This is a genomic window from Leeuwenhoekiella sp. CH_XMU1409-2 (genome assembly GCF_037029365.1).
Taxonomy (GTDB): domain Bacteria; phylum Bacteroidota; class Bacteroidia; order Flavobacteriales; family Flavobacteriaceae; genus Leeuwenhoekiella; species Leeuwenhoekiella blandensis.
On record NZ_JAYMEI010000018.1, the window covers coordinates 24,178 to 48,700 of the forward strand.

The 24,523-nt window shown below is 39.9% G+C and carries 25 protein-coding genes; 16 read left to right on the plus strand and 9 right to left on the minus strand.

All coding sequences use genetic code 11. The features are described 5' to 3' along the window. The first annotated feature begins 42 nt into the window (after positions 1-42). Positions 43-417: an iron chaperone gene (locus WA338_RS16110; protein WP_009781393.1), complete on the plus strand. Its 375-nt coding sequence runs from the start codon at positions 43-45 to the stop codon at positions 415-417. Positions 418-451: 34 nt separating this feature from the next. On the opposite strand, the gene WA338_RS16115 is transcribed toward WA338_RS16110, so the two are convergent. Continuing rightward, positions 452-1,189: a DUF5995 family protein gene (locus WA338_RS16115; RefSeq protein WP_009781394.1), complete on the minus strand. Its 738-nt coding sequence runs from the start codon at positions 1,187-1,189 to the stop codon at positions 452-454. Positions 1,190-1,363: 174 nt separating this feature from the next. On the opposite strand from WA338_RS16115, the gene WA338_RS16120 reads away from it, so the two are divergent. Further along, positions 1,364-2,356, plus strand: coding sequence for a 2-hydroxyacid dehydrogenase (locus WA338_RS16120; protein ID WP_009781395.1), 993 nt, complete (start codon positions 1,364-1,366; stop codon positions 2,354-2,356). On the opposite strand, the gene WA338_RS16125 is transcribed toward WA338_RS16120, so the two are convergent. Next, a complete protein-coding gene (locus tag WA338_RS16125) occupies positions 2,353-4,164 on the minus strand; it encodes a tail fiber domain-containing protein (RefSeq protein ID WP_009781396.1) in 1,812 nt (603 codons plus the stop codon). The genes WA338_RS16120 and WA338_RS16125 overlap by 4 nt on opposite strands. Positions 4,165-4,368: 204 nt before the next feature. Further along, entirely contained in the window at positions 4,369-6,615 is a 2,247-nt protein-coding gene (gene katG, locus WA338_RS16130) for a catalase/peroxidase HPI (RefSeq protein ID WP_272984671.1), read from the minus strand. A gap of 422 nt (positions 6,616-7,037) precedes the next feature. Here katG and WA338_RS16135 point away from each other — a divergent pair, with 422 nt between their 5' ends. Further along, positions 7,038-7,529, plus strand: coding sequence for a nuclear transport factor 2 family protein (locus WA338_RS16135; protein WP_009781398.1), 492 nt, complete (start codon positions 7,038-7,040; stop codon positions 7,527-7,529). Here the strand turns inward: WA338_RS16135 and WA338_RS16140 are convergent. Further along, positions 7,526-8,347 carry an AraC family transcriptional regulator gene (locus WA338_RS16140; RefSeq protein ID WP_230199282.1) on the minus strand — a complete coding sequence of 274 codons (822 nt, stop codon included), beginning with the start codon at positions 8,345-8,347 and terminating at the stop codon, positions 7,526-7,528. The two genes, WA338_RS16135 and WA338_RS16140, sit on opposite strands and share 4 nt — an antisense overlap. A 321-nt stretch (positions 8,348-8,668) precedes the next feature. Between WA338_RS16140 and WA338_RS16145 the strand changes: the two genes are divergently transcribed. Together WA338_RS16145 and WA338_RS16150 are read left to right on the plus strand one after the other, a co-directional pair. Next, the gene (locus WA338_RS16145; protein ID WP_272984672.1) at positions 8,669-10,192 is read left to right on the plus strand and encodes an aldehyde dehydrogenase family protein; all 1,524 of its coding nucleotides are present in this window, start codon (positions 8,669-8,671) and stop codon (positions 10,190-10,192) included. 10 nt (positions 10,193-10,202) lie between these two features. Further along, positions 10,203-10,577, plus strand: coding sequence for a DUF779 domain-containing protein (locus WA338_RS16150; RefSeq protein ID WP_272984673.1), 375 nt, complete (start codon positions 10,203-10,205; stop codon positions 10,575-10,577). A gap of 60 nt (positions 10,578-10,637) precedes the next feature. Here the strand turns inward: WA338_RS16150 and WA338_RS16155 are convergent, their stop codons facing one another. Both WA338_RS16155 and WA338_RS16160 read right to left on the minus strand, forming a co-directional pair. After that, a complete protein-coding gene (locus tag WA338_RS16155) occupies positions 10,638-10,976 on the minus strand; it encodes a tRNA-binding protein (RefSeq protein ID WP_272984713.1) in 339 nt (112 codons plus the stop codon). Then, positions 10,969-11,280 (minus strand): phosphoribosylpyrophosphate synthetase, encoded by a 312-nt coding sequence (locus WA338_RS16160; RefSeq protein ID WP_072983457.1) that lies wholly within the window; start codon positions 11,278-11,280, stop codon positions 10,969-10,971. Before WA338_RS16160 ends, WA338_RS16155 begins: the two co-directional genes overlap by 8 nt. A gap of 127 nt (positions 11,281-11,407) precedes the next feature. On the opposite strand from WA338_RS16160, the gene WA338_RS16165 reads away from it, so the two are divergent. The 3 genes from WA338_RS16165 to WA338_RS16175 all read left to right on the plus strand — a co-directional run bounded on the left by WA338_RS16165 (position 11,408) and on the right by WA338_RS16175 (position 14,464). Continuing rightward, the gene (locus WA338_RS16165) at positions 11,408-11,980 is read left to right on the plus strand and encodes a thioredoxin family protein (RefSeq protein ID WP_272984674.1); all 573 of its coding nucleotides are present in this window, start codon (positions 11,408-11,410) and stop codon (positions 11,978-11,980) included. Then, positions 11,981-12,634, plus strand: coding sequence for a uracil-DNA glycosylase family protein (locus WA338_RS16170; RefSeq protein WP_272984675.1), 654 nt, complete (start codon positions 11,981-11,983; stop codon positions 12,632-12,634). It begins immediately after the preceding gene. Positions 12,635-12,706: 72 nt separating this feature from the next. Then, positions 12,707-14,464 (plus strand): M14 family metallopeptidase, encoded by a 1,758-nt coding sequence (locus WA338_RS16175; RefSeq protein WP_272984676.1) that lies wholly within the window; start codon positions 12,707-12,709, stop codon positions 14,462-14,464. Here WA338_RS16175 and WA338_RS16180 read toward each other — a convergent pair. Continuing rightward, a complete protein-coding gene (locus tag WA338_RS16180) occupies positions 14,432-15,055 on the minus strand; it encodes an NUDIX hydrolase (protein WP_040533707.1) in 624 nt (207 codons plus the stop codon). The genes WA338_RS16175 and WA338_RS16180 overlap by 33 nt on opposite strands. A gap of 7 nt (positions 15,056-15,062) precedes the next feature. Between WA338_RS16180 and pyrE the strand changes: the two genes are divergently transcribed. Both pyrE and WA338_RS16190 read left to right on the plus strand, forming a co-directional pair. Continuing rightward, positions 15,063-15,716, plus strand: coding sequence for an orotate phosphoribosyltransferase (gene pyrE, locus WA338_RS16185; protein WP_272984677.1), 654 nt, complete (start codon positions 15,063-15,065; stop codon positions 15,714-15,716). A 45-nt stretch (positions 15,717-15,761) separates the two neighbouring features. Beyond that, positions 15,762-16,154, plus strand: coding sequence for a hypothetical protein (locus WA338_RS16190; RefSeq protein WP_009781409.1), 393 nt, complete (start codon positions 15,762-15,764; stop codon positions 16,152-16,154). Here WA338_RS16190 and WA338_RS16195 read toward each other — a convergent pair. Next, positions 16,151-16,879: a biotin--[acetyl-CoA-carboxylase] ligase gene (locus WA338_RS16195; RefSeq protein ID WP_272984679.1), complete on the minus strand. Its 729-nt coding sequence runs from the start codon at positions 16,877-16,879 to the stop codon at positions 16,151-16,153. The two genes, WA338_RS16190 and WA338_RS16195, sit on opposite strands and share 4 nt — an antisense overlap. Positions 16,880-16,964: 85 nt before the next feature. Here WA338_RS16195 and rsfS point away from each other — a divergent pair, with 85 nt between their 5' ends. The 6 genes from rsfS to WA338_RS16225 all read left to right on the plus strand — a co-directional run bounded on the left by rsfS (position 16,965) and on the right by WA338_RS16225 (position 21,783). Continuing rightward, entirely contained in the window at positions 16,965-17,336 is a 372-nt protein-coding gene (gene rsfS, locus WA338_RS16200) for a ribosome silencing factor (RefSeq protein ID WP_009781411.1), read from the plus strand. Between the two features lie 9 nt (positions 17,337-17,345). Next, positions 17,346-19,319, plus strand: a complete 1,974-nt coding sequence (gene ftsH, locus WA338_RS16205) for an ATP-dependent zinc metalloprotease FtsH (protein ID WP_272984681.1) — start codon at positions 17,346-17,348, stop codon at positions 19,317-19,319. Positions 19,320-19,426: 107 nt separating this feature from the next. Beyond that, complete coding sequence (locus tag WA338_RS16210) at positions 19,427-20,041, plus strand: LUD domain-containing protein (protein WP_272984682.1); 615 nt, start codon at positions 19,427-19,429, stop codon at positions 20,039-20,041. 1 nt (position 20,042) lies between these two features. Beyond that, entirely contained in the window at positions 20,043-20,864 is an 822-nt protein-coding gene (locus tag WA338_RS16215; protein ID WP_009781414.1) for a phosphatidate cytidylyltransferase, read from the plus strand. Next, positions 20,854-21,507: a phosphatidylserine decarboxylase family protein gene (locus tag WA338_RS16220; protein ID WP_272984683.1), complete on the plus strand. Its 654-nt coding sequence runs from the start codon at positions 20,854-20,856 to the stop codon at positions 21,505-21,507. The genes WA338_RS16215 and WA338_RS16220 overlap by 11 nt, the downstream gene beginning before the upstream one ends. Before the next feature lie 6 nt (positions 21,508-21,513). Further along, positions 21,514-21,783, plus strand: a complete 270-nt coding sequence (locus WA338_RS16225) for an acyl-CoA-binding protein (RefSeq protein ID WP_272984685.1) — start codon at positions 21,514-21,516, stop codon at positions 21,781-21,783. Between the two features lie 27 nt (positions 21,784-21,810). On the opposite strand, the gene WA338_RS16230 is transcribed toward WA338_RS16225, so the two are convergent. Beyond that, complete coding sequence (locus WA338_RS16230; protein ID WP_272984687.1) at positions 21,811-24,444, minus strand: valine--tRNA ligase; 2,634 nt, start codon at positions 24,442-24,444, stop codon at positions 21,811-21,813. Positions 24,445-24,523: the final 79 nt, after the last annotated feature.

Genomic DNA, 24,523 nt, shown 5'->3' on the forward strand with positions numbered 1-24,523 from the left:
AATTGAATTTTTCACTAGCTTTAGGAGGTTAATCTTAAACTTATGAATACAACTGAAGCTAAAAACGTCGACGAATATATCGCAGAATTTCCTGAGGAGGTTCAAGAAAAAATGAAGTTGATGCGTAGCCTTATCCAGCAGGTTGCTCCAGAAGCGGCCGAAAGTATTGCTTATCATATGCCGGCTTACAAATTGAATAAGAAGCCAATGGTTTATTTTGGCGGATTTGCAAATCACTTAGGGTTCTATGCAACTCCGGTGACTCACGAGCATTTTAAGGATCAATTATCAGATTATAAAAAGGGAAAAGGATCGGTACAGTTTCCGCATAGCGAACCGCTTCCAGAACAGCTCATCAAAGAAATGATTCAGTTCAAAGTAAATGACCTATCAAAGGCTTCAAATAGCTCACTATAAGCGTCGAAGCATTAAATCCTGATCAATAAGCAAATCAACGTTCTAAAATCGCTGCGACACGCTGCACATCTTTCACCTCAAAAAAGCGCACCACCTTTGCGACCACTTGTAAAAGCTTACTCTTTGGGTTTACAATCTTTACGGCTAAAGCTGCGATTACCTGATCACGGTCAGCGATTGCTTCTTCTTTTTTAACGGCTGCGGCATATTCATTGGCAAATAGCCAAGCCCCGTCCCTAGCTATATTAATGCTAAAAGAGACCAACTTATCTTCCTTTCCTTTACCTACCAATTCTAGTAATTTAAACAGCGGCGACACTTTGCCTATGGCAGCTTTTACATCGGCAACCATCGCAGCTAGTACTTCGTTGATCTTATTAAAATCTCGTTCAAAATCAGCCAAACCATGAGCCCCGGTAGTTTCAGCAGCTGCAATCCCTAAATCGAGATTGATGTGCGCATTTATGCCCAAAAGCAGGTGTTGCATCACTAGCGCTTCAGAAACTTTAAAGGCGTTGAGCCAACTTTCAGTAGGAGGATTTCCTGCTTTGTAGTGTTGATAGGCTTCGATATAGCGATTGGCAAAAATGACATCTAATTTTTCCATCCGCGCGTTATCGTCAAATTCTTCAGCTTCAATTCCGGCCTTAATGCGCTTAGTTACCCGATTATAAAGAATTGGAAAAAATGCCATAGCGCTGTTGTTTTGTTTTTCGGTAAGGATAATAGCGTCCAGTTGCTCAATGACCTGATCGATGGTTTGTGCTTTCATTTGAAGAAGATTAAAAGGAAATTAAGCTTAATGCAGTTTCTTAATAGTTATGTGACTTTAAATTTCGAAAATATTTACAAACATCACAGCATCAAATAATTAGTTTCTTAGTTTAAGTAAAACTTTGGTTTGAGCCCGAAATAAAATAACTTAGAGTGCTTAAACCTTCTCCTTATGAACATCGCTTTCTTCAGTACAAAAAAATACGATCAGGATTTCTTTGACAGTACAAATACTGATTTCAACCATCAACTCACCTTTTTTGAGACTGGATTAAATGAGCATACTGCTTCGCTAACCAAGGATTTTAATGCTGTTTGTGTTTTTGTGAATGACGACCTCAACGCAGCCACTATAGACCTATTAGCTAAAAATGGTATTCAACTCATCGCTTTACGCTGCGCCGGTTTTAACAATGTAGATTTGAAAGCAGCAGCAGAAAAGAATATCAAAGTGGTACGTGTGCCTGCATATTCGCCACAGGCAGTCGCCGAGCACGCGGTTGCTTTGATTCTCACACTCAATCGAAAAACGCATAAAGCGTATAATCGGGTGCGTGAAAATAATTTTTCTTTAGAAAAACTTACCGGATTTAACCTCTACGGAAAAACCGTTGGGGTCATTGGTACAGGGATCATCGGGCAATGTTTTGCCAAAATTATGCTAGGTTTTGGATGTAAGGTCTTGGCTTATGACATTAAACCGAATGAGGAATTGAAAAGTTCTGGTGTTGAATATGTTGAACTTGAAAAGCTATTAAAAGCGTCAGATATCATCTCGCTGCATTGTCCGCTTAACGAACATACACATCATCTTATAGATGGCAACGCCTTTGAAAAAATGAAAGACGGAGCGATGCTCATCAATACCGGCCGTGGGGCTTTAATTGATACTTCGGCAGTGGTTGAAGCCTTAAAAAGTGAAAAGCTAGGCTATCTGGGCATCGATGTCTACGAGCAAGAATCAGGCTTATTTTTTAATGATCTTTCTGAAACGGTCAATAAAGACGATGATTTTTTAAGATTAATGTCCTTTCCTAATGTGCTCATTACCGGCCACCAGGGCTTTTTTACTAAAGAAGCCTTAGAGCAAATTGCGCAGGTAACACTTCAAAACCTTACTGATTTCGAAAACGGAGCTGCCTTAGAAAACGAGGTTAAAGCTTAATTAATTGCTTTTTCTAAAGCCTCGATGCGTTTTAGAAGCGCATCGTATTTGGCGTCTTGTGCTTCAACCTGTTTCTTTAAGTTTTGGATTTCCTTATCTTTTTCTGTCAATTCTTGAATTGCTTTGATCATTGGTGCGATCAAATCAGTATAACGCACCGATAAGTAATGTTCTTCAGACCCATCCTCTGATATAAGCCCGGCACCATCATAACCAGTATCAGCTAAAACCTGCTGAAGCTCCTGTGCGATAACACCCCATTCTTTTGTATTATCTGCATTGCTTTTACGCACATACTCTACCGGTCTGATTTGATTTATAAAATCTAAACCTAACGGAAGAGTTGCTATCTCTTCTTTGTAACGCCTATCTGAAGTAGTCGATAATGCCACTTGAGCTTCTACGACTGTTATGGCGGTATTTCCTAAGCGTATTTTATTACTGACGCCAATTCTAACTCCAGAACCTATTGCAATCGCATTGGTCAATCCTGTAACTGTTGCGTCGGCATCATAGCCAATAATAACATTATTGCTCCCAGTTGCATTAGTATTAAATGCCCACCTTCCTAAAGCTATGTTGTTACTTCCTGAAGTATTCTCATCTAGTGCATCATGGCCTAAGGCAATATTTTCTGAGCCACTTGTATTATTGTAGAGTGTAGAATAGCCAATTGCAGTGTTATACGTCCCGGTATTGGTGAGGCGCATAGTATTAAAACCAATTCCCACATTGCCATCTGCTTTTGAGTTCCTCAACGCTTCATAGCCCAAAGCTGTGTTGCGATGTCCTCCTTGACTGTCGTACATGGCAGCAAAACCAATTGCTGTATTATAACTACCGGTTGTATTATTATTTAATGCTTCAGAACCTATGCCTGTGTTTTTTTCGCCAGTTGTATTAGCGATCATAGCGTTTTTACCCACGGCGGTGTTTTGGATTGAAGTGGTATTTGAAGCCAAGGCATTTTTACCAACTGCTGTATTTTGGCCTCCTGTCGTATTCACGCGCATTGCTTCTCTCCCGATGGCTACATTTTCATAACCCGTGGTATTAAAAAGCATCACATCTTTCCCTATGGCAACATTCTCATTTCCGGTTGTGGTATTAAGCATCGCATCTTTTCCTAATGCAGTATTAGAATTTCCGGTGGTTGTATTTCTTAATGCACGAAAGCCCAAAGCTGTATTATCATTGTTTGTACCGTTGTGTAATGCCTCATACCCTACAGCTGTATTTTGATTTCCTGTAACAGAAGTATAAAGGGCTCTATAACCTACAGCAGTACTGTTTGAATTGGTTGCATTTAATAAGGCTTGTGTACCCAGAGCAACATTATTGTTACTTGTGTTCACATTTCCGGCTTGATAGCCATAAAAGGTTTGTGTCTTTGAGATTCTACCTGCCTTAGTATTATGTATTCTAAAATTTAAAGGAACATCATCTGTAGTTCCTAAAAAATTAGTACCGTCTATCGTTGTGGTATTTCCGGTTAAAGACCAGCCTGTTTGCCCCGTAGTTAAACCAATCCATTTGGTTTGCGGGTTACTCCAGTAATAAAACCCAATAGGATTACTTCCGGAAGCTGTTGCTAAAAAAACAAGCATACCATTTTGGTCGGCACCCGGATTAGTAGCAGGAAAATCTGAAAGTCTTGGGATCAACAAACCATCTGTATTGGTTGGTGCGCTTATGCTGGTAGCAGAAATGTCTAACTGTGATTTTGGAGAGGTTGTCCCGATGCCGACTTGAGCAACGAGGGAAGACACACTCAAAAATAGTGTGTAAATGAGTAATTTTTGTTTCATGGTGATCTGGGGTTTAACCAAGTAAAACTAATCTTATAATCAATAAACTATCTTGATTTTTATCAAAAAACTAAAAGGTTTTACTTAGGCTGATAATTTAATAAGAACAATCAATATGTACAAGTTAAAAAAGCCTAAAATATGAAACTAAAAAAGGCAATCCGATACGGACTGCCTTTACTTAATTCAATAGAAACTGTTGTTTTATTTTACATCGTAGCGATCTAAATTCATCACCTTAACCCACGTCTTCACAAAGTGTTTTACAAAACGCTCTCCTGAATCTTCAAGCGCATAGGCTTCTGCAAGGGCTCTTAATTCTGAATTTGAACCAAAGATTAAATCGACACGTGTACCCGTCCATTTTTTCTCACCGGTATTGCGGTCACTTCCTTCAAAGAGTTCATCTTCTTCAGAAACTGCTTTCCAGGTGGTATTCATATCCAATAGATTTACAAAGAAATCATTGGTCAAAGTTTCAGGTTTATCTGTGAATACTCCATAATCTGAACCATCAAAATTGGTATTCAATACGCGTAAACCTCCAACTAAGACCGTCATTTCAGGTGGTGTCAATGTTAATAATTGCGCACGGTCTACGAGAAATTCTTCTGCTTTAATTTCAAAACGGTCTTTCATATAATTTCTGAATCCATCAGCAACTGGCTCTAATGCGTCAAATGCCGAAGCATCGGTTTGCTCCTCAAGCGCATCTGCTCGTCCCGGCGTAAAAGGTACGCTGATATCGTGACCGGCATTTTTTGCTGCCTTTTCTACTGCGGCACTACCTGCTAAGACAATAAGGTCTGCAATTGACACTTTTTTGTTTCCGCTTTGCGAATCATTGAAAGATTTTTGAATTCCTTCTAGGGTTTTTAAAACGGCGTCTAATTGCTCAGGATTGTTCACATCCCAAGTGCGCTGTGGTGCAAAACGTATACGCGCTCCGTTAGCTCCTCCACGCTTGTCAGATCCTCTAAAGGTAGAAGCAGAAGCCCAAGCTACAGAAACCAACTCTGAAACTGAATGGCCTGATTCTAATATATTCTTTTTAAGATGCGCTATATCTGCATCTGAAACCAACTCGTGATCTACTGCCGGAATAGGATCTTGCCAGATCAATTCTTCCTGAGGAACTTCGGCTCCTAAATAACGCTCTTTTGGTCCCATATCACGATGCGTTAATTTGAACCAAGCGCGTGAATATGCATCAGCAAATTCCTCTGGATTCTCCATGAAGTGTCTGGAGATTTTCTCATACTCAGGATCAAAACGCAGTGATAAATCTGTGGTTAACATAAATGGAGCGTGCTTCACATCTGCTCTGTGTGCATCAGGTACGGTACCTGCTCCGGCATCATTCTTAGGTTTCCATTGGTGTGCTCCTGCGGGGCTTTTTGTCAATTCCCACTCGTAACCAAATAGATTCTCAAAATATTTATTACTCCATTGTGTAGGTGTATCGGTCCAGGCACCTTCTAATCCACTGGTGATGGTATCTGCTCCTTTACCAGAACCAAAGTTGTTCTTCCAACCGGTTCCCATAGCTTCCATTCCTGCGGCTGCAGGTTCTGCTTCAACATATTCATCAGGATCTGCTGCACCATGGGTTTTTCCGAAGGTATGCCCACCTGCAATTAGCGCAACTGTTTCATAATCGTTCATCGCCATTCGGCCGAAAGTCTCACGTATAAAGTGTGCCGACTCTACCGGGTCTGGATTGGCATTGTGTCCTTCAGGGTTTACATAGATCAGTCCCATGTGAGCCGCACCAAGGGCTTTCTCTAGTTCGCCGCCTTCATAGCGCTCTTTATTTCCTAACCATTCGGTTTCAGCTCCCCAATAAACTTCTTCGGGTTCCCAAACATCTTCACGTCCTCCTGCAAAACCAAACATCTTTAATCCCATAGACTCGTGGGCGCAGTTTCCGGCAAGAATCAATAGATCGGCCCAAGAAAGTTTATTTCCATATTTCTTTTTAATTGGCCATAACAACAAACGTGCTTTATCTAAGTTGGCATTATCTGGCCAGCTGTTTAAAGGTGCAAAACGCTGCTGCCCGCTACCGGCTCCTCCTCTACCATCGTGAATACGATAGGTTCCTGCCGCGTGCCAGGCCATACGAATAAAAAACGGACCGTAGTGCCCATAATCTGCAGGCCACCAATCTTGGCTATTGGTCATCAAATCGTATAAATCTTGCTTTACCGCTGCAAGATCAAGGCTTTTAAATGCTTCAGCATAATCAAAATCTTCATCCATTGGATCAACCAAAGAAGAGTTCTGCTTTAAAATACTTAGGTTAAGCTGATTGGGCCACCAATCTCTGTTTGTAGTGCCCTGCCCGGTGACGTGATTCATTTCACCACTTAAAAATGGACATTTAGCTGATTCGTTTACGTCCCAAACTTTGCCGTCTGTTCCGTGATCGTTTCCGTTTTTATTTTCCATAAGTCTACTAGATTTTAAAGATTTCTGTGATGTAAAGAACTTCAATATTGAGAAGTTATTTTGATAGCTTTGATTTATAGTTTTTATAAATCAATAACCAAAACCTATATACAACGATTGAAATCCTTTATTCATCCTTGAATTTACTTATTTTAGAGGAAACAGAACACGAACTTCGATTGAAAAAATAGTTAGCTCAACGCTATTAATTCGTTATTAAAATCTTTATTGTGAAGTCTAAAGTTCTTTTTGGAATAAGTCTCCATTTTGGTCTTGCTAGTTGACTCCTTTTATGAAAGATGAAATAAGCCCAAGCCTAGGGGATCCCAAACGCTATTAAAAGATTACTTCTTATTTTAAGGCAATAGTGTACCCAAAAGCCAACGGATTTACCGTAATTTTAGGTCACCAATAAGACGAGGATGCATCCCAACGAACAGATCATTACCAATTTCTACAAAGCTTTTCAAAACCACGATCCACAGGCGATGACCTCCTGCTACGCAAAAAACATCATCTTTGAAGATCCTGCTTTTGGAAAAATTCAAGGGAAACGGGCTTTTGCAATGTGGTATATGTTGATCGAGCGCGGTGGTGATGCGCTGCATATTGAATTTAGCGAGGTGCAAGCCAATGACTACAATGGGAGCGCAAAATGGACCGCAACCTATACCTATGGGCCACAAAAACGAAAAGTGATCAATCATGTCGTTGGAACCTTTAGCTTTCAAAATGGGAAGATCGTACAGCATACCGATCATTTTGATCTTTGGCGCTGGTCTAGACAAGCGCTAGGCTTTAAAGGATTTCTTTTAGGCTGGACCAAATTTATGAAACTTAAAATTCAGCAGACTACCAGCAGAGCGCTCTCGAGCTATTTACATAAAATGAAGTCTTTTGAAGTCGAATTTTAGCCCTTAGCTACTTTTGCTTGAAAAGCTCCTGGAGAGATCTTGTTCATACGTTTGAATACACGATTAAAATACGATCTACTCTCAAAACCACATTCTAGATAAATATTCTTGATTTTTCGGTTAGGGTCTTGGAGTAAGCTTACCGCAAGTTTAATACGCTCTGTATTTATAAAGTCAACAGGAGAAAGGCCTAATTCATTCTTAAAGACACGGTAGAAATTAGATTCACTCATACAAGCTTTTCTGCTTAGTAACTCTACAGAAAGAGACTCGTGCAAATGATCACGTATGTATTGAATTATATAAGCCAGTCTATTATCGCTGCTAAGCTTAAGCGCTTTATCGGTATAGATTTTTCGATTATTGGTTTGCAGAATACGCACGATCAATTCTTGCAACATATTATCTACAAAGAAATCTTTTGAAGGGTGATTTTCAGTAAAAAGAAAGAGCAAGCGTTGCAAGATCTGAAAGATTCCGGCATCGTTAGTAAAATGAAAATTATAATCCATCAGGCTCCACTCTTGCCCATCTGCTTTGCCAATATTTTCATTCATCAAGGTCACCACATTTTTGATTTTATCTTCTGCAATGGCCATTGCCAGGCACCGCGTGGGGTTGCTGTGTTGCGCTTCAGGAAAATCGATACACATCACTTCGTCTGCAGGAAGAATAAGTGATTCTCCGGGTAAAAAATCAAAGCTGTTGTGATCACGCAAGTGCATTATTTTCTTTCCGTGAAGCATACTTGCCAGTACCGGCTTGTCAAATTGTAGCAAAACACGTTCTGCCTGTTGATGGGTTTCAAATACATGCATTGCCGCATTATTTAAGGTATATGAGGTTTGATTCTCAACAAGATTTTCAAGCTTTCTGTTTTCGAAAAAAGAATCGGGCAATTGCATAATGAAAATTATATTATCCTTAAAGTAAGATTGATTAAGTATTAAATATACAATATTATATAGCTAAAATTAACACATTTATAATTTTTGAGAGAATTGTACACTTTTTTGATAGAATTGGTCAACCCAGCTGTGTATGTGTTGATTAACTTTAGACAACCTAAAATGCATAGCGCATTTCCTAGATTCTAATTCAACCGAAAATTAACGTGTAACAATTTAAAGACAATTCTTATGAGTGATGTAAAAACTGCTTCCGCAAACGTTATAGAGAAGCCTAAATTTAAAGATCAGTACGAAAACTTTATTGGAGGAAAATGGACTTCCCCGGTAAAAGGACAATATTTTGACAATGTATCTCCTGTTGACGGGGCCAACTTTACAAAAATACCGCGTTCAACATCTGAGGATATCGAAAAAGCCATTGATGCTGCTTGGGAGGCTGCTCCTGAGTGGAACAATTCTGCAGCAGCTTACCGCAGTAATCTATTATTAAAAATTGCGGATGTGATGGAGCAAAATCTCGAGGCGCTTGCGCGTGCCGAAACCTGGGACAATGGTAAAGCGATACGGGAGACGATGGCGGCAGATTTACCGCTTGCAGTTGACCACTTTAGATATTTTGCCGGTGTGATTAGAGCCGAAGAAGGTTCGGTAAGCGAACTAGACAGCAATACCGTCTGCTTGAATGTCACAGAACCACTTGGGGTCGTCGGGCAAATTATCCCGTGGAATTTCCCATTACTTATGGCAACCTGGAAACTCGCTCCTGCGCTTGCTGCCGGAAACTGCGTAGTGCTCAAACCTGCTGAACAAACGCCTGTTGGAATCTTAATTCTTATGGAATTGATCGAAGATATTCTACCGGCCGGAGTGCTCAATATCGTAAACGGTTTTGGAGCCGAAGCCGGAAAACCTCTTGCTTCTAGCCCACGTATCAACAAAATTGCGTTTACTGGTGAGACCACAACCGGTCAATTAATTATGCAATATGCTTCAAAAAATATTACGCCGGTTACTCTTGAACTTGGAGGGAAATCTCCAAATGTATTTTTTGAAAGTGTAATGGATGCTGATGATGACTTCTTTGATAAATGTCTTGAAGGTGCAACGCTATTTGCTTTGAATCAAGGTGAAGTATGTACCTGTCCTTCTCGTTTACTGGTGCAGGAAAGTATTTTTGATGCTTTCGTAGAACGCGTGGTAGAGCGTACCAAAGCCATAAAATTAGGACATCCTTTGAGTCCGGATACGATGATGGGTGCACAAGCTTCTAATGATCAATATGAGAAAATCTTAAACTACATCAACATTGGTAAAGACGAAGGTGCCGAAGTACTTTGTGGTGGTGGCGCTGCTTACAATGAAGGTCTTGAAGGTGGATATTACATTCAGCCTACGATCTTAAAAGGAAATAACAAAATGCGCGTATTTCAGGAAGAAATTTTTGGCCCTGTACTTTGTGTAACTTCATTTAAAGATGAAGCAGATGCTATTGAAATTGCAAATGACACCTTGTACGGACTAGGTGCCGGAGTTTGGACAAGAGATACACACCAGGCGTATCAAATTTCAAGAGCGATTAAAGCAGGTCGTGTTTGGGTAAATAACTACCACAATTATCCTGCACACGCTCCATTTGGCGGATATAAAAAATCTGGTATTGGTCGTGAAAACCATAAAATGATGTTGGCACATTATCGTCACACCAAAAACATGCTGATCTCTTACGACAAAAAAGCAATGGGCTTTTTCTAAAAATCAAATCATGACACCACGTGTAGAAGCAACAGATGCTGCAAAGGAAATTATAGATCAATTAAGGGAAGAACATGGTGAACTTATGTTTCACCAGAGCGGGGGCTGCTGTGATGGCTCGTCCCCTATGTGTTTCCCAAAAGGCGATCTTATGATCAATGAGACCGATGTGTATCTGGGAACCATACACGGCTGCGAGTTTTTTATGTCTAAAGATCAATTTGAATATTGGAAGCATACACAACTCACGGTTGATATAACCTCGGGAAGAGGCTCGAGTTTCTCACTAGAAATTCCGCTTGGGATTCGGTTTGTTATTAAGTCTAGGATGTACACCAAAGAAGAAGCAAAAACCCTCAGCCCAACACGCAGTGGAGAACAATAGTTGTCACGAACTCTACTACATTAAAAAGCCTCCTTTTCAGGAGGCTTTTACTTTTTTATATCAACTTATGCGTAACCCATTAGGAACGGGTAAATCTGGATTGAGTAGCGTGACTTCTTCTCCGTCTACTGCGCCCAGCAACAGGCACTCGCTCATAAAGTTGGCAATCTGCTTTTTAGGAAAATTCACTACCGCGATCACTTGTTTCCCTACTAGTTCTTGCCGCTCATACTTTTTGGTTATTTGTGCCGAGGTTTTTCTAACTCCGAGTTCTTCGCCAAAATCTATATGTAATTGAAAAGCGGGTTTTCTAGCTTCAGGAAAATCGCTTACGCTTATAATGGTCCCCACACGCATATCTACGCGCTCAAATTCAGACCATTTCAGGTCGTTATTCATTATGCTCAATCTTCAGTTTTTGAATCATTTCCTGAGAAATTTGTCCGCTATATGCGCCATACGCATCCACTAAGAGACCTTTCTCACCACTGTCGGTATTGATCACATAAAGCACACTGTTGTCGCCGGGGTTGGTCATTCCTTCAAACCTAAACGCTTCTTCTACTTCGATCTGTCCTGCTTTCCAGGTTTTCTTATGCGCTTTAGATTCTATCCCTTCGTCTACCAGATTAAAATCGGTATCGTATCCTTTCTTCTGTAATTCTTCGATCGCTACGGATAGCGAACTATATGTATTTTTCATAATTGCTAGTTTTTATTAAAGTTACAAAGGCAGCTCCCTGAGCCCAAAGATTTAAAAGAACTTTAGTATTTGTAACAAGTCCGGCTGGTTTACGACCTATTTTACAGTTGGAAAAAGAGATCACACTATGGCAAGAACACCTTCAAATATGCTTCCGTTAGGAACACAAGCTCCGTTTTTTACACTTCCTAATCCACTTACTAATGAAAACGTAACACTAACAGATGTTGCGGGGGAACGTGGAACGGTAGTGATGTTTATTTGTAATCACTGCCCTTTTGTAAAACACGTAAATGAGGAGATCGTGCGCATTGCTAATGATTACCGGGTGCTAGGCTTCGGCTTTGTTGCTATAAGCAGTAACGATGTAGAAAATTATCCCGAAGACAGCCCGTGGCTAATGCGGGAGATCGCAAGAAAATACAATTTCAGCTTTCCGTATTTATACGACGAAACACAGCAAACGGCTAAAGATTATGATGCCGCGTGCACACCTGATTTTTATTTATTTGATGCGGAATTAAAACTTATTTATCGCGGTCAACTCGATGATTCTCGTCCCGGAAACGGCATTCCCGTAAACGGAAGAGACCTGCGTGAGGCCTTGGATAACGTATTCAACAATCGCCAACAAAACGAACTTCAAAAGCCTAGCTTAGGCTGTGGGATCAAGTGGAAGCAAGAAGTCAATCCTTCTTAAATGTTTGAGCACACGCACCCGTATCCTCCTTTTAATCTTGAACACGCGACTAAACTCATTGTAGGCACGTTGCCGCCTCCCCGATTTACAACAGGAGATTTGCTGCCCGAAGATGTAGATTTTTGCTACGGAAGTAAAAACGGAATGCTGTGGCCCATTCTCGATCAAATTTTTGATTTGAACTTGGTTTATGAAAACACCGCTCACGCTATTGAGCAGCGCTCCCATTTTCTAAAAAGCCGAAAAATTGGCGTTTGTGATATTGTAGCTGCTGCACAACGAGAAAAAGTTGATGCTTCAGATCTAGGCATGCAGGAAGTGGAATTACGGAATTTGGTAGGCTTTCTTAAAGAATTCCCGCAGATCCACACGCTTATTTTTACCGGAGGAAATAGCAAAAATGGTCCTGAATATTTTTTCAGAAAACAACTCAAGGAAAATAACTTGAAATTAGAAGTCGTTTCTTCAAAAGTACCGCGAATCCATCAGTTTCAAATGAGAGAACGGTGTATAAAAACTGTTTCCTTAACTGCACCTTCCGGCGCTGCCAATCGAGCGATAGGCAGTATGAAAAGTTATAAAGAGCAAAGACTGAAAGATCCGCAATTTTCAACCTTTGATTTTAGAATTCAGCAATACCGCCCGTTCTTTTAGTTTCTGAACAAAGACCACGGTTCAAACTTTAATTAATTAGTAATTTTAGCATTTCAACTATTCAACATTCATATGAAAGCAGCCCTACTCAGTCTCGTATTTCTTATCGCCCTCTCGTGTGCCGAAAAACCAAAACCCGAAGATTTTGATCTAATCACACCTTTTGAAAAAGGAAATGGTAATCAAACGCCCACCTATGACGAAGTAATGGCATACTACGATGATCTGGATGCTGCTTATGTTTCGATCAAAACCTATAAAATTGGGAGAACCGATAGCGGAGAACCGCTTACCTTAGTAACCTACAACACCAATCGCACGTTTGATTCAGAATTTGCTGATGCCAAGGAGGTGACGCGCATTTTGATCAATAACGGAATTCATCCCGGAGAATCAGATGGTATTGATGCGACGATGATGATGATGCGCGATCTGGCCAACGGCACAATTGAAACACCAGAAAATGTATGGATCGGTGCCATTGCCGTGTACAATATTGGCGGTGCGCTCAACAGAAATACAGGAACACGTGCTAATCAAAATGGCCCTGAAGAATACGGTTTTAGAGGAAATGCTCAAAATTATGATCTCAATCGTGACTTTGTAAAAGCTGACACTTACAACGCGCGTGCCTTTGCAGAAATCTATCATATGGTAGACCCGGATGTTTTGATCGACAACCACGTGAGCAATGGTGCCGATTATCAATATGTACTTACGCATTTGTTTACACAGCACAATAAGCTGGGCGACGAATTAGGCGATTATCTTCATACAGAATTACAGCCGCAACTGGAGCAAGATCTCGCCGCTAAAGACTGGCCAATTACACCTTATGTTAATGTGTTTAATCAGGTTCCTGAAATTGGCTTTTCTCAATTTATGGACTACCCGCGCTATTCTACAGGATACAGCACTCTATGGAATACCTTCGGAATGATGGTAGAAACACATATGCTTAAACCGTATAAAGATCGTGTTACCGGAACCTACGAGTTGATGAAATCAATGATCAAGATCACTGAAAAAGATGGTGCAAAAATACAAGCCTTGCGGAAAGCTAAAGATTCTCTGTACCGAAGCGGGGCGCTTACAGGACAAGCGTATACATTACACTTTGAAATTGACAGCAGTAAGACGTCAACGCTCAATTTCTTAGGCTATGAAGGCGAGCGAAAAACAAGTACCGTTACCGGAATGTCTCGTTTAAAATACGATCGCAACAAGCCTTTTGAGAAAGAAGTAACCTATTATAATTATATGAAACCAGCCGGTGATGTTACGATTCCCGCTGCTTATGTAATTCCGCAGGGATGGCATCACGTGATGGAGCGTTTAAAAGAAAACGAAATCGACTTTGAGCGTTTTCAAAAAGACAGTACGCTAACTGCTGAAGTATATCATATTGCAGATTACAAAACGCGTAACCAAGCCTATGAAGGACATTATCTGCATTACAATACCCAAGTTGAAACTTCAACTCAAGAAATAAATATTAGACAAGGAGATTACGTGGTTAAAACCAATCAGTCTGGACTACGCTACATTATGGAAATGCTTGAACCTTCAGGAGTAGATTCATTTTTCAACTGGAATTATTTTGACACCATTCTTCAGCAGAAAGAACATTTCTCGCCTTACGTTTGGGAAGATCGAGCACAAGAATTACTGGATGCAGATCCTGAAATGAAAGAAGCTTTTGAAGACTTAAAAGAAAATGACACACGTTTTGCTCAAAACTGGTACATGCAACTCGAGTGGATTTATGAGCATTCTAACAACTATGAAAAGGCCTACTTACGCTACCCGATCTTTAGGATTACTAATTAAATATTCCTTCGGAAAAAGGAGTTTGATGTTTTCATAAGACATTGTCAACGCCTTCTGAGATTTTTCAAAATTCTTCCAACGTACTTTTTTGATTCCCTCAGAAGGTTGTGGCTCTAATGGTCCACTGTAGGTAGTGTTCATTTTGTACCAATACGTTTCCTTCAGTTTAAACTTACCATTACGTTTGAAAACATGGTAGGTTACCGTAATAAGATCACCTAAAACCAAATCCTGACAACCGGTTTCCTCGCTTACTTCGCGTACCGCACACTCTTCGATGGTTTCTTTTTTCTCCAATTTCCCTTTAGGAAGGTCCCACTTACCGTTGCGTTTTATGAAAAGGATTTCTGAGTGGTCGTTAAAAACCATTCCACCACCGGCGACAACTACCGGCAATTTTTTCTTCAGAAACTTGAGTAATTTCTTGCCTTTAGCGTGGTATAAATTGATGTGCGTGAGTTGACCACGGTTAACCTGTTTAATAATGCTTTTTATTTTTGCACGTTTTATGGGAATGGATGTGTAATTTTCGCCAATATACTTTTCAGTTGAAAGTATAATGGGCACATCATTTACAAAAACTTTATACATTTGTACCATGATCTTAAAAAAGGAAACAGCTAAAAAAACAGCTGAGTTGTTACTGCAAATTAATGCAATTAAATTACAACCACAAAACCCATTCACATGGGCCAGCGGATGGAAATCGCCTATTTACTGCGATAACCGTATTACTTTATCTTACCCACAGATACGCAACTACTTACGTGAGAATATCGCAAATCAAATCGAGCAGCTTTACGGCAAGCCCGATGTGATTGCCGGTGTTGCAACTGGAGCTATAGGTATAGGTATGCTCGTTGCCGATTTTTTAAACCTACCCTTTATTTACATTCGCCCGGAAGCCAAAAAGCACGGTCGCCAGAATCAAATTGAAGGTAAACTAGAACCTGGTCAATCGGTAGTTGTGGTTGAAGATCTTATAAGCACAGGTAAAAGCAGCTTAATGGCTGTTGATGCCTTAAAAGCCGCTGAGGCCAATGTCAAGGGAATGTTAGCCATTTTTACTTACGGTTTTGACATTTCTAAAAGCAACTTTGAAGAATACGGCATTGATCTTTACACGTTAAGTGATTACGATCATTTGCTGGAACAAGCTTCAGACACGCAGTACATTTCAGAAAAAGAACATTTAACCCTGCAGACCTGGCGCCTTTCTCCAGACACGTGGCAGGCTGCACCTTCCGAATAAAAAAAACATAAAACGCTTAAATTTTTCACAGACTTATAAAAAACTATGTACATAGAAAGCCCTAAGAAGACTATTGATAAAAGCCCTGAAACGATTTTCAACTTTCTTAATGATGTAAACAATTACAAAAAGTTAATGCCAGACAGCATTAGTAAATTTGAGATTTTAAGCGAGAAACGATTTCTTTTTGCACTGAAGGGAATGCCTGATATTGTTTTAGAACTGAAAAACAGTGTGCCTTACAATAAAGTAGTTTTAGGTGCTGCCAGTGATAAATTACCGTTTACACTTACCGCAAACATTAAAGAACTTACTGAAAACAGCAGTGAAGCATATTTTGAGTTTGAAGGTGAATTTAATGCCATGATGTCGATGATGATCAAAGGCCCTATTACCAAGTTCATTCAAACCTTAGCAGAAAACTTACAAACGATCTAGTAAAGAAGTTTTAATTCTTTTAGATCAAATTCTTTATAAAGCTCATCTTCAAGTTGAAGGATGAGCTTTCCTGTTTCTGAAACCTGCTTTATTATTCCGGTGAAGCGCTCACCTGAAGGGCTCTCAAAGGTTGAAGCCTTATCTTTTCTGAACAGTTTAGACTCATATTCTGCCTTCAACGATTCAAAAGCTCCCGAAACGATACGTTCTACATATTTGTAAAATTTCTGAATGAGGAGGTTAAGAACTTCTTCCAGATCAAAGTAACGGCCGGTTTCTAAAGCTATAGAAGTTGCATTGGGTGCTTTAGAAAAATGCACTTGATTCACATTAAGCCCCACTCCTATGATCACGCCGGTTAATCCGTTGCGAATGATACTCTCGATAAGTACGCCACATATTTTTTTTCTTCCTGCCAATATGTCGTTTGGCCACTTTACTGAAAGTTGCTGTAAACCTAAAGCCTCTAAAGCTTCAAAAACAGCCAAAGAAGTTGCCATCGTGATGTAGAATGATTTATCAATGGGTAGTGCTTCAACACGCTTAAACACACTAAGTGTAAGGTTTTTGCCCGGTTGTGCTTCCCAATAAGCACCACGTTGACCACGACCTGATCGTTGCTCGATAGCCCAAACCAAAACATCAGCTTCGGGACTTAATTCCTTGGTGTACGATCTTAAGTAGCTGTTTGTAGAAGTTGTGGCATTAAGTTTGACTATTTTCATACGATAAATAGAATGGCTTAAAAGTGATTGCAAAAAACACTATCAAACAAAATTGTAATAACTTTGTCAGACTAAAAAAGATTTAATGAGTAAAAAAGAAGTAAGTACAGATCAATTAATAACAACTATTCTAGAGGGGATTGAGGAAGTGAAGGGTCAAAACATTGATTTATTAGACCTTAGGGAAATAGAGAACATGGTTTGTGACTACTTCATCGTATGCAATGGTACCTCAAACACACAGGTTGCTGCAATTGTCAATTCCATTCAAAAAACGGTAAGTAAAAAATTAAAAGATAAGCCCTGGCACGTAGAAGGCATGCAGAATGCAGAATGGGTGTTGATGGATTATGTAAACGTTGTGGTTCACGTTTTTCAGAAACACATCAGGGAGTATTATGATATTGAAAGCCTTTGGGGAGACGCCAAAGTAACATCAATCGAATCAAATTATTAAAAAAAATCAATGGCAGAAAAATCTAAAAAGCCCACCCCAAATAAGCCAAAATTTAGTGCTTGGTGGATATATACCGCAATTATTCTTGTTTTCTTAGCGCTTAATTTCTTTAGCAGCGGTTCAGATTTTGGTAACCCAAAAGAAATTCTGGAAAACCAATTAATCACTTATGCAAAAGATGGTGATGTTAAACGTATTGACATCAGTAAATCTAAGCAAGTAGCTTACATTTATCTTACCGAGGAAGCTTCTCAAAAAGAAAAGCATTCAAAACCTCAGGATAATGGCATGTCGCTATTGAGTTCTAGTGGTGGTGCCGATTACGAATTTCGTTACGGTACGCTTGAGAATTTTGAGAACACCTTAAATGACATTCAAGAAAATCAAGGCATTGAAATTCCGCGTAAATATTTAAAAGCAGACAACACCTTCTTTGGAGATATGTTGCTAACGCTTTTACCTATCGCGGTAATTATCGGTATCTGGATCTTCATTATGCGTAGAATGTCTTCTGGAGGTGCTGGCGGTGCTGGCGGACAAATTTTCAACATCGGAAAATCTAAAGCCAAGCTATTTGACGAAAAGACTGATGTAAAAACTTCTTTTAAAGATGTTGCCGGTCTTGAAGGTGCAAAAGAAGAAGTTCAAGAGATTGTAGATTTCCTTAAGAATCCTGACAAGTACACTAACCTCGGTGGTAAAATCCCAAAAGGCGCCTTACTTGTAGGACCTCCGGGAACCGGTAAAACCTTATTGGCAAAAGCTGTTGCCGGCGAAGCTAAGGTACCGTTCTTCTCACTTTCAGGTTCAGACTTTGTTGAGATGTTTGTAGGTGTGGGTGCTTCACGAGTACGTGATCTTTTTAAACAGGCTAAAGAAAAATCTCCTGCTATCATTTTTATCGATGAGATCGATGCAATTGGTCGCGCCAGAGGAAAAGCAAATTTTAGCGGATCGAACGACGAACGTGAAAACACGCTGAATCAATTACTCACAGAGATGGATGGTTTTGGCACCAACACCAATGTGATTGTATTGGCAGCTACCAACCGTGCTGATGTATTAGATACCGCTTTGATGCGTGCAGGACGCTTTGACCGTCAGATTTATGTTGACCTTCCTGATGTACGCGAGCGTAAAGAGATCTTCGAAGTACATTTACGTCCATTAAAGAAAGTTGCAGATGAGCTGGATACCGAATTTATGGCTAAGCAAACCCCTGGATTCTCAGGTGCAGATATTGCTAACGTTTGTAACGAAGCTGCGCTTATTGCAGCACGACAAGGTAAAGCTGCCGTAGGTCGTCAAGATTTCTTAGATGCCGTTGATCGTATTGTAGGAGGTCTTGAGAAGAAAAATAAAATCATCACTCCAGAAGAAAAGCGCGCTATTGCCTTTCACGAGGCCGGTCACGCAACTGTAAGCTGGATGCTTGAGCATGCTGCTCCTCTAGTAAAAGTAACCATTGTACCTCGTGGACGCTCTCTTGGAGCTGCCTGGTACCTTCCTGAAGAACGTTTGATCGTTAGACCTGAACAAATGCTAGACGAGATGTGTGCTGCAATGGGAGGTCGTGCTGCCGAGAAAGTGACCTTCAATAAGATTTCGACCGGAGCGTTGAGCGATCTTGAAAAAGTAACCAAGCAAGCTCGAATGATGGTAACCACTTATGGGTTGAATGATGAAATAGGAAATTTAACCTATTACGATTCTTCAGGACAGAACGAATACAACTTCAGTAAACCTTACAGTGAAAAGACTGCAGAGCTTATTGATAAAGAAATATCTAAAATTATTGAAGCACAATATCAACGTGCGATCAAAATATTAGAAGATAATAAAGATAAACTGAATGAGCTCGCAGAAGTTCTACTTGACAAAGAAGTGATTTTCAAAGACAACTTAGAAAAAATCTTCGGGAAACGTCCTTTTGATAAGGGTGAAGAAGTAGAAGTGAACGACACTTCAGTAACCGAAAGCTAGAAAACACTAGTTTTCAAAACAATATAAAATCTTAACTTGACACGCTGTTGAGTTAAGATTTTTTATATTTGATAGAATCCTAAATTTAGACGTATACGCACTCATTTATGAGTATTTTTAATAAGCTTTTTAAACCGAAAAGTTCATCAAGTTCTGAAAAACCGAAAACCTCTGGTGCAGAACGCGGCAAGTACATGCCAGACATTACTGCGCCCGCCGATGAGCGTTTTACCAAACACTTTATATTAAACGGAGGCAAATTCTTGTACTGCATTGATATGGATGAAGTGCACGAAAGCTTTGATAATATTTTGCTTGAAAATGACTGGTACGAGCAAGACGTATTTTGCCTTGACGAAAAGCTTCAAAGTGTATTTGAAGGATACAATCTAAAATTTGGCAGACAAAAAGAATCAAGCTTTTTACTGTCTACTTGTGAAAACTTAATTGCCGACGATGGTAGCTTGTTGGTTTCATCTAATCAAATCAAAGAGAAGAAACTTAAAGAGCTTCCTCAAAATTTTGTGATTTTCGCTACTACGAGTCAAATCGTCAACAACATTGGTGAAGGCCTTAGAGGTATTAAAAAGAAACATACCGGGCAAATCCCTACAAACATAACCACCATTAAAAATTTTGAGCCTAAAGAAGGTGCTAAAGATTTTATGTCCTACGGCAGTAGCGCAAAAAATCTTTATTTGTTACTACTAGAAGATTTGTAGTATGCGTGAACTTACGGTAAGAGCCTTATCTGGCTTTCTATATGTTATCATTTTACTGTTTTCTATTTTTTATTCTGAAAAATGGTACATACTCTTATTCTTACTATTCGGCATCATTACGCTTAGAGAATTCTTAAGACTCATAGGTTTTCAATTTTGGTATACGTATCTTATTCTAATCGGTTTTGTATTATTTTTCAGCTACTTTAAGATATCAAAACCAGCCACTTTAGTCCTGCTTGCTTTCACTGTTTGCACCGGACTCTATTTAATGAAAAATCTTTTCAGCGAAAAGATCAGAAAGTACAACAAGCTTCAAAAGCTACACATCACGATATTTTACATCATCGCAAGCTTTGTTTTTCTAACCTTGCTCCCTACCCACGGTGACGAATTTTCCCCTTACACTGTTGCCGGACTTTTTGTCCTCATCTGGACAAATGACACCTTTGCATATATCGTAGGAAAAAGTTTTGGAAGACATAAACTTTTCCCAAGCATCTCTCCCAAGAAAACTATTGAAGGCTTTTTTGGCGGACTCGTTTTTGCTTGTATCGCTAGCTTTTTTATTTATAAATTTACAGATAAATACACCCCAACACATAGCCTCAACTTCAACATTTGGCTATCACTCGCTGTTGTGATGAGCACCTTGGGAACGTTTGGTGACTTGATCGAGTCAAAGCTCAAACGTGAAGCGGGTGTAAAAGATAGCGGAACACTAATGCCGGGCCACGGAGGATTGTACGATCGTCTAGACAGTATACTCTTTGCCAGTCCTTTTATTTACTTGGTTTTAATACTATTTGAATATGTTTCATAAAGAAGGATATACCATAATTATCATAACATTACTTGTTGTAGCGATAGGTTTTGTTTCAACACAAACCTGGGTTAGTCCTGTTTGGCTGCAATACGTATGTTATGCTGCACTAACAATCTTATTAATTCTAATCCTTCAATTTTTTAGAAATCCTACTAGAAAAGCCGCCGGAAACATAGAAGAGATCGTCTCTCCTGTTGATGGGAAAGTAGTAGTCATAGAGGAAGTTTTTGAAAAGGAATATTTTAAAGAGAAACGCTTGCAGGTTTCGATCTTTATGTCTCCGCTTAATGTACACGTAACCCGTTACCCAGCCGGCGGCGAGGTTGTTTACAGCAAATACCATGCGGGGAAATATCTTGTAGCCTGGCATCCTAAAGCTTCAGAAGAAAATGAACGCACTACTGTAGTTGTACGTTCAACAACTTTTGGCGATGTGCTTTACCGTCAGATCGCAGGAGCTTTAGCTAAGCGTATTGTAAATTATGCTAAAGAAGGCGAGACTGTGATCCAAGGAGATGACAGCGGTTTTATCAAATTTGGTTCTCGCGTTGATGTATTTTTACCCTTAGACACGCCTATTGCCGTTAAGCTTAATCAAAAGGTAAAAGGAGCTCAGAGCGTTATAGCAACCCTTAAGTAAACAGGTTTGACAAAAGAACAGTTAGATAAAGAATTCAGGGCTGCTTACGAAAAAGCGAGCGCTACCACTCAGGCGCTGCCTCAGGATATTCAGCTTTTGCTTTATGCATACTACAAACAAGGAAATCATAAGAGCAAGATCATTCCTATTGAAAATATAAAAGAAAACGATTTGCGAAGTGCTTTTAAATACAATGCGCTCATACAAATCAAAGGACTTTCTGCTACTGAAGCAAAAAAGGAATACATCAAGCTAGTTGCTCAACATATTCCTTAGTTTTAAAATTTCTATTGTATTCCAGACTTAGCTCAAAGCCGCTAATCGCTTTTCTAGTGCTTCGATCTTGGCTTCAGCATCTGCTTGCTTTTGACGCTCGATCGCGACTACCTTTTCCGGAGCATTATTTACAAAACGCTCATTAGAAAGTTTACCGGAAACCGACTTCAAGAAGCCTTTGGTATATTTCAATTCTTCATTGATCTTAGCCAATTCAGCTTCTACATCTATAGCTCCCGTAAGCGGAATAAAGTATTCATTTGCTTTTACTCGGAAAGAAAGCGCTCCGTCTACACTGGCGTCTGTACTTTCAATTTTAGACAGGTTACACAGCTTGGTGATCACTGTATCAAAACCATCTGAAAAATCTTCAGTATTCAGCACAAAAAGCTCCAGCTCATCTTTAAACGAAATGTTCTTCTCCTTGCGAATCGCTCTAACTCCTGTGATTACCTGAGCAGCCAGATCAAAATCTGCTAACAAAGCCTCATCAGGCTTAGTGATTGCAGGCCATTCATTGATGATCAAGGCTTCTTCCGGAGTACGAGTGGCTATATTTTGCCAGATCTCTTCAGAGGCAAAAGGAATAAATGGGTGTAAAATTCTAAGATTATTTTCTAGAGCTTCGATAACTGCATCAAAAGTTTTCTTGTCAATCGGTTTGCCATATTCTGGCTTTACGATCTCTAACAACCAACTACAGAAATCATCCCAAACCAACTTGTACGTAGTCATTAACGCGTCACTGATTCGGTATTTGCTGAAGTGATCTTCAATCTCTACTGTAGCTTGTTTGAAACGCTCGTTATACCAAGCCAAGCCTTTTTCACTCGACTCCGGCTGCGGAATAGTAGCATCAACTTCCCAACCTTTGATCAATCTGAAGGCATTCCAAATTTTATTTACAAAACCCTTCCCCTGCTGACATAGATCTTCATCAAACAACAAGTCATTTCCGGCTGAAGCACTCAACAAGAGTCCTACACGCACACCATCTGCGCCATAATCATCAATGAGTTTCATCGCATCTGGTGAATTCCCCAAAGACTTAGACATCTTGCGACGCTCGGCATCACGCACAAGTCCGGTTAAGTACACATTGGTAAAAGGCTTTTCACCGGTATACTCATAACCTGCCATAATCATTCGCGCAACCCAGAAGAATAAAATATCGGGTCCGGTTACCAAATCGTTAGTAGGATAGTAATATTTAAAATCTGCATTATCAGGGTTGGCAACACCATCAAAAACACTCATAGGCCATAACCAAGAAGAGAACCACGTATCTAAGGCATCTTCATCCTGACGCAAGTCTGCATCGATTAATGCCGTGTTTCCGGTTTTTGCTTTGGCTGCCTCCAGAGCTTCTTCACGAGATTTAGCTACTACAAAATCTTCCTGCCCGTTGCCGTAGTAATACGCCGGTATTTGCTGTCCCCACCAAAGTTGTCTAGAGATATTCCAGTCTCTGATGTTTTCCATCCAATGACGGTAGGTGTTTTCAAATTTCTTCGGAAACAAATTCACCTCATCACTTTCCAAAACCGCTTTGATCGCAGGCTCAGCAAGATCTTTCATTTTCAAAAACCACTGATCAGAAAGTTTAGGCTCAATAACTGCCTTTGTTCTTTCTGAAGTACCCACTTTATTGGTATGCTTTTCAGTTTTTACTAAAACACCAGCAGCTTTAAGCTCCTCTACGATCTCTTCTCGCACAACAAAGCGATCCTTTCCTTTATAATGAAGACCGTGTTCATTCAAAGACGCATCATCATTAAAAATATCAATAACATCCAGATTGTGGGTATCTCCGAGCATTTTATCATTCTCGTCGTGTGCCGGAGTTACTTTTAAACAACCGGTACCAAATTCAAGGTCAACATATTCATCTTCAATAATAGGCACTTCTCTGTTTGCGATAGGAACGATGGCTTTCTTCCCTTTTAAATGAGTAAAACGCTCGTCATTAGGATTGATACAGATCGCCGTATCACCAAAAATCGTTTCCGGTCGCGTAGTTGCTATGGTAAGCGTCTCATCGCTTCCAACCAATTTGTAGCTCAAGTAATATAAAAATCCTTGACGCTCTTCGTGAATAACTTCTTCGTCAGAAAGGGTTGTTTGTGCTTCTGGATCCCAGTTTACCATACGATGACCACGGTAAATAAGCCCTTTATTGTACAAATCAACAAAAGACTGAATAACACTCGCTGACATGGTGTCATCCATAGTGAACCGTAAACGTTCCCAGTCGCAAGAAGCTCCCAACTTTTTAAGTTGCTCTAGAATGGTTCCGCCATATTTATCGGTCCACTCCCAAGCGTGCTTTAAAAACTCGTCGCGCGTTAAATCACTTTTATTGATTCCTTCGGCTTTGAGTTTTGCAACTACTTTAGCTTCGGTAGCAATAGATGCGTGATCGGTTCCCGGCACCCAACACGCGTTGAATCCTTTAAGGCGCGCACGTCTTATCAATACATCCTGAATGGTATTATTCAACATATGCCCCATATGCAAGATCCCCGTAACGTTAGGCGGCGGAATTACAATAGTGTAAGGCTCTTTATCATTAGGTTCTGAATGAAAATAATTGTGTTCCATCCAGTAGTCATACCACTTTTGCTCTACTTCTTTTGAGCTATATTTTGAAGCTAATGCCATTATTGGTCTAGTTTTTGTCTTTAAGAGTGCAAAAGTACTTATAATAGTAAGTATTCTGAAAAAAACCGACAGATTAAAC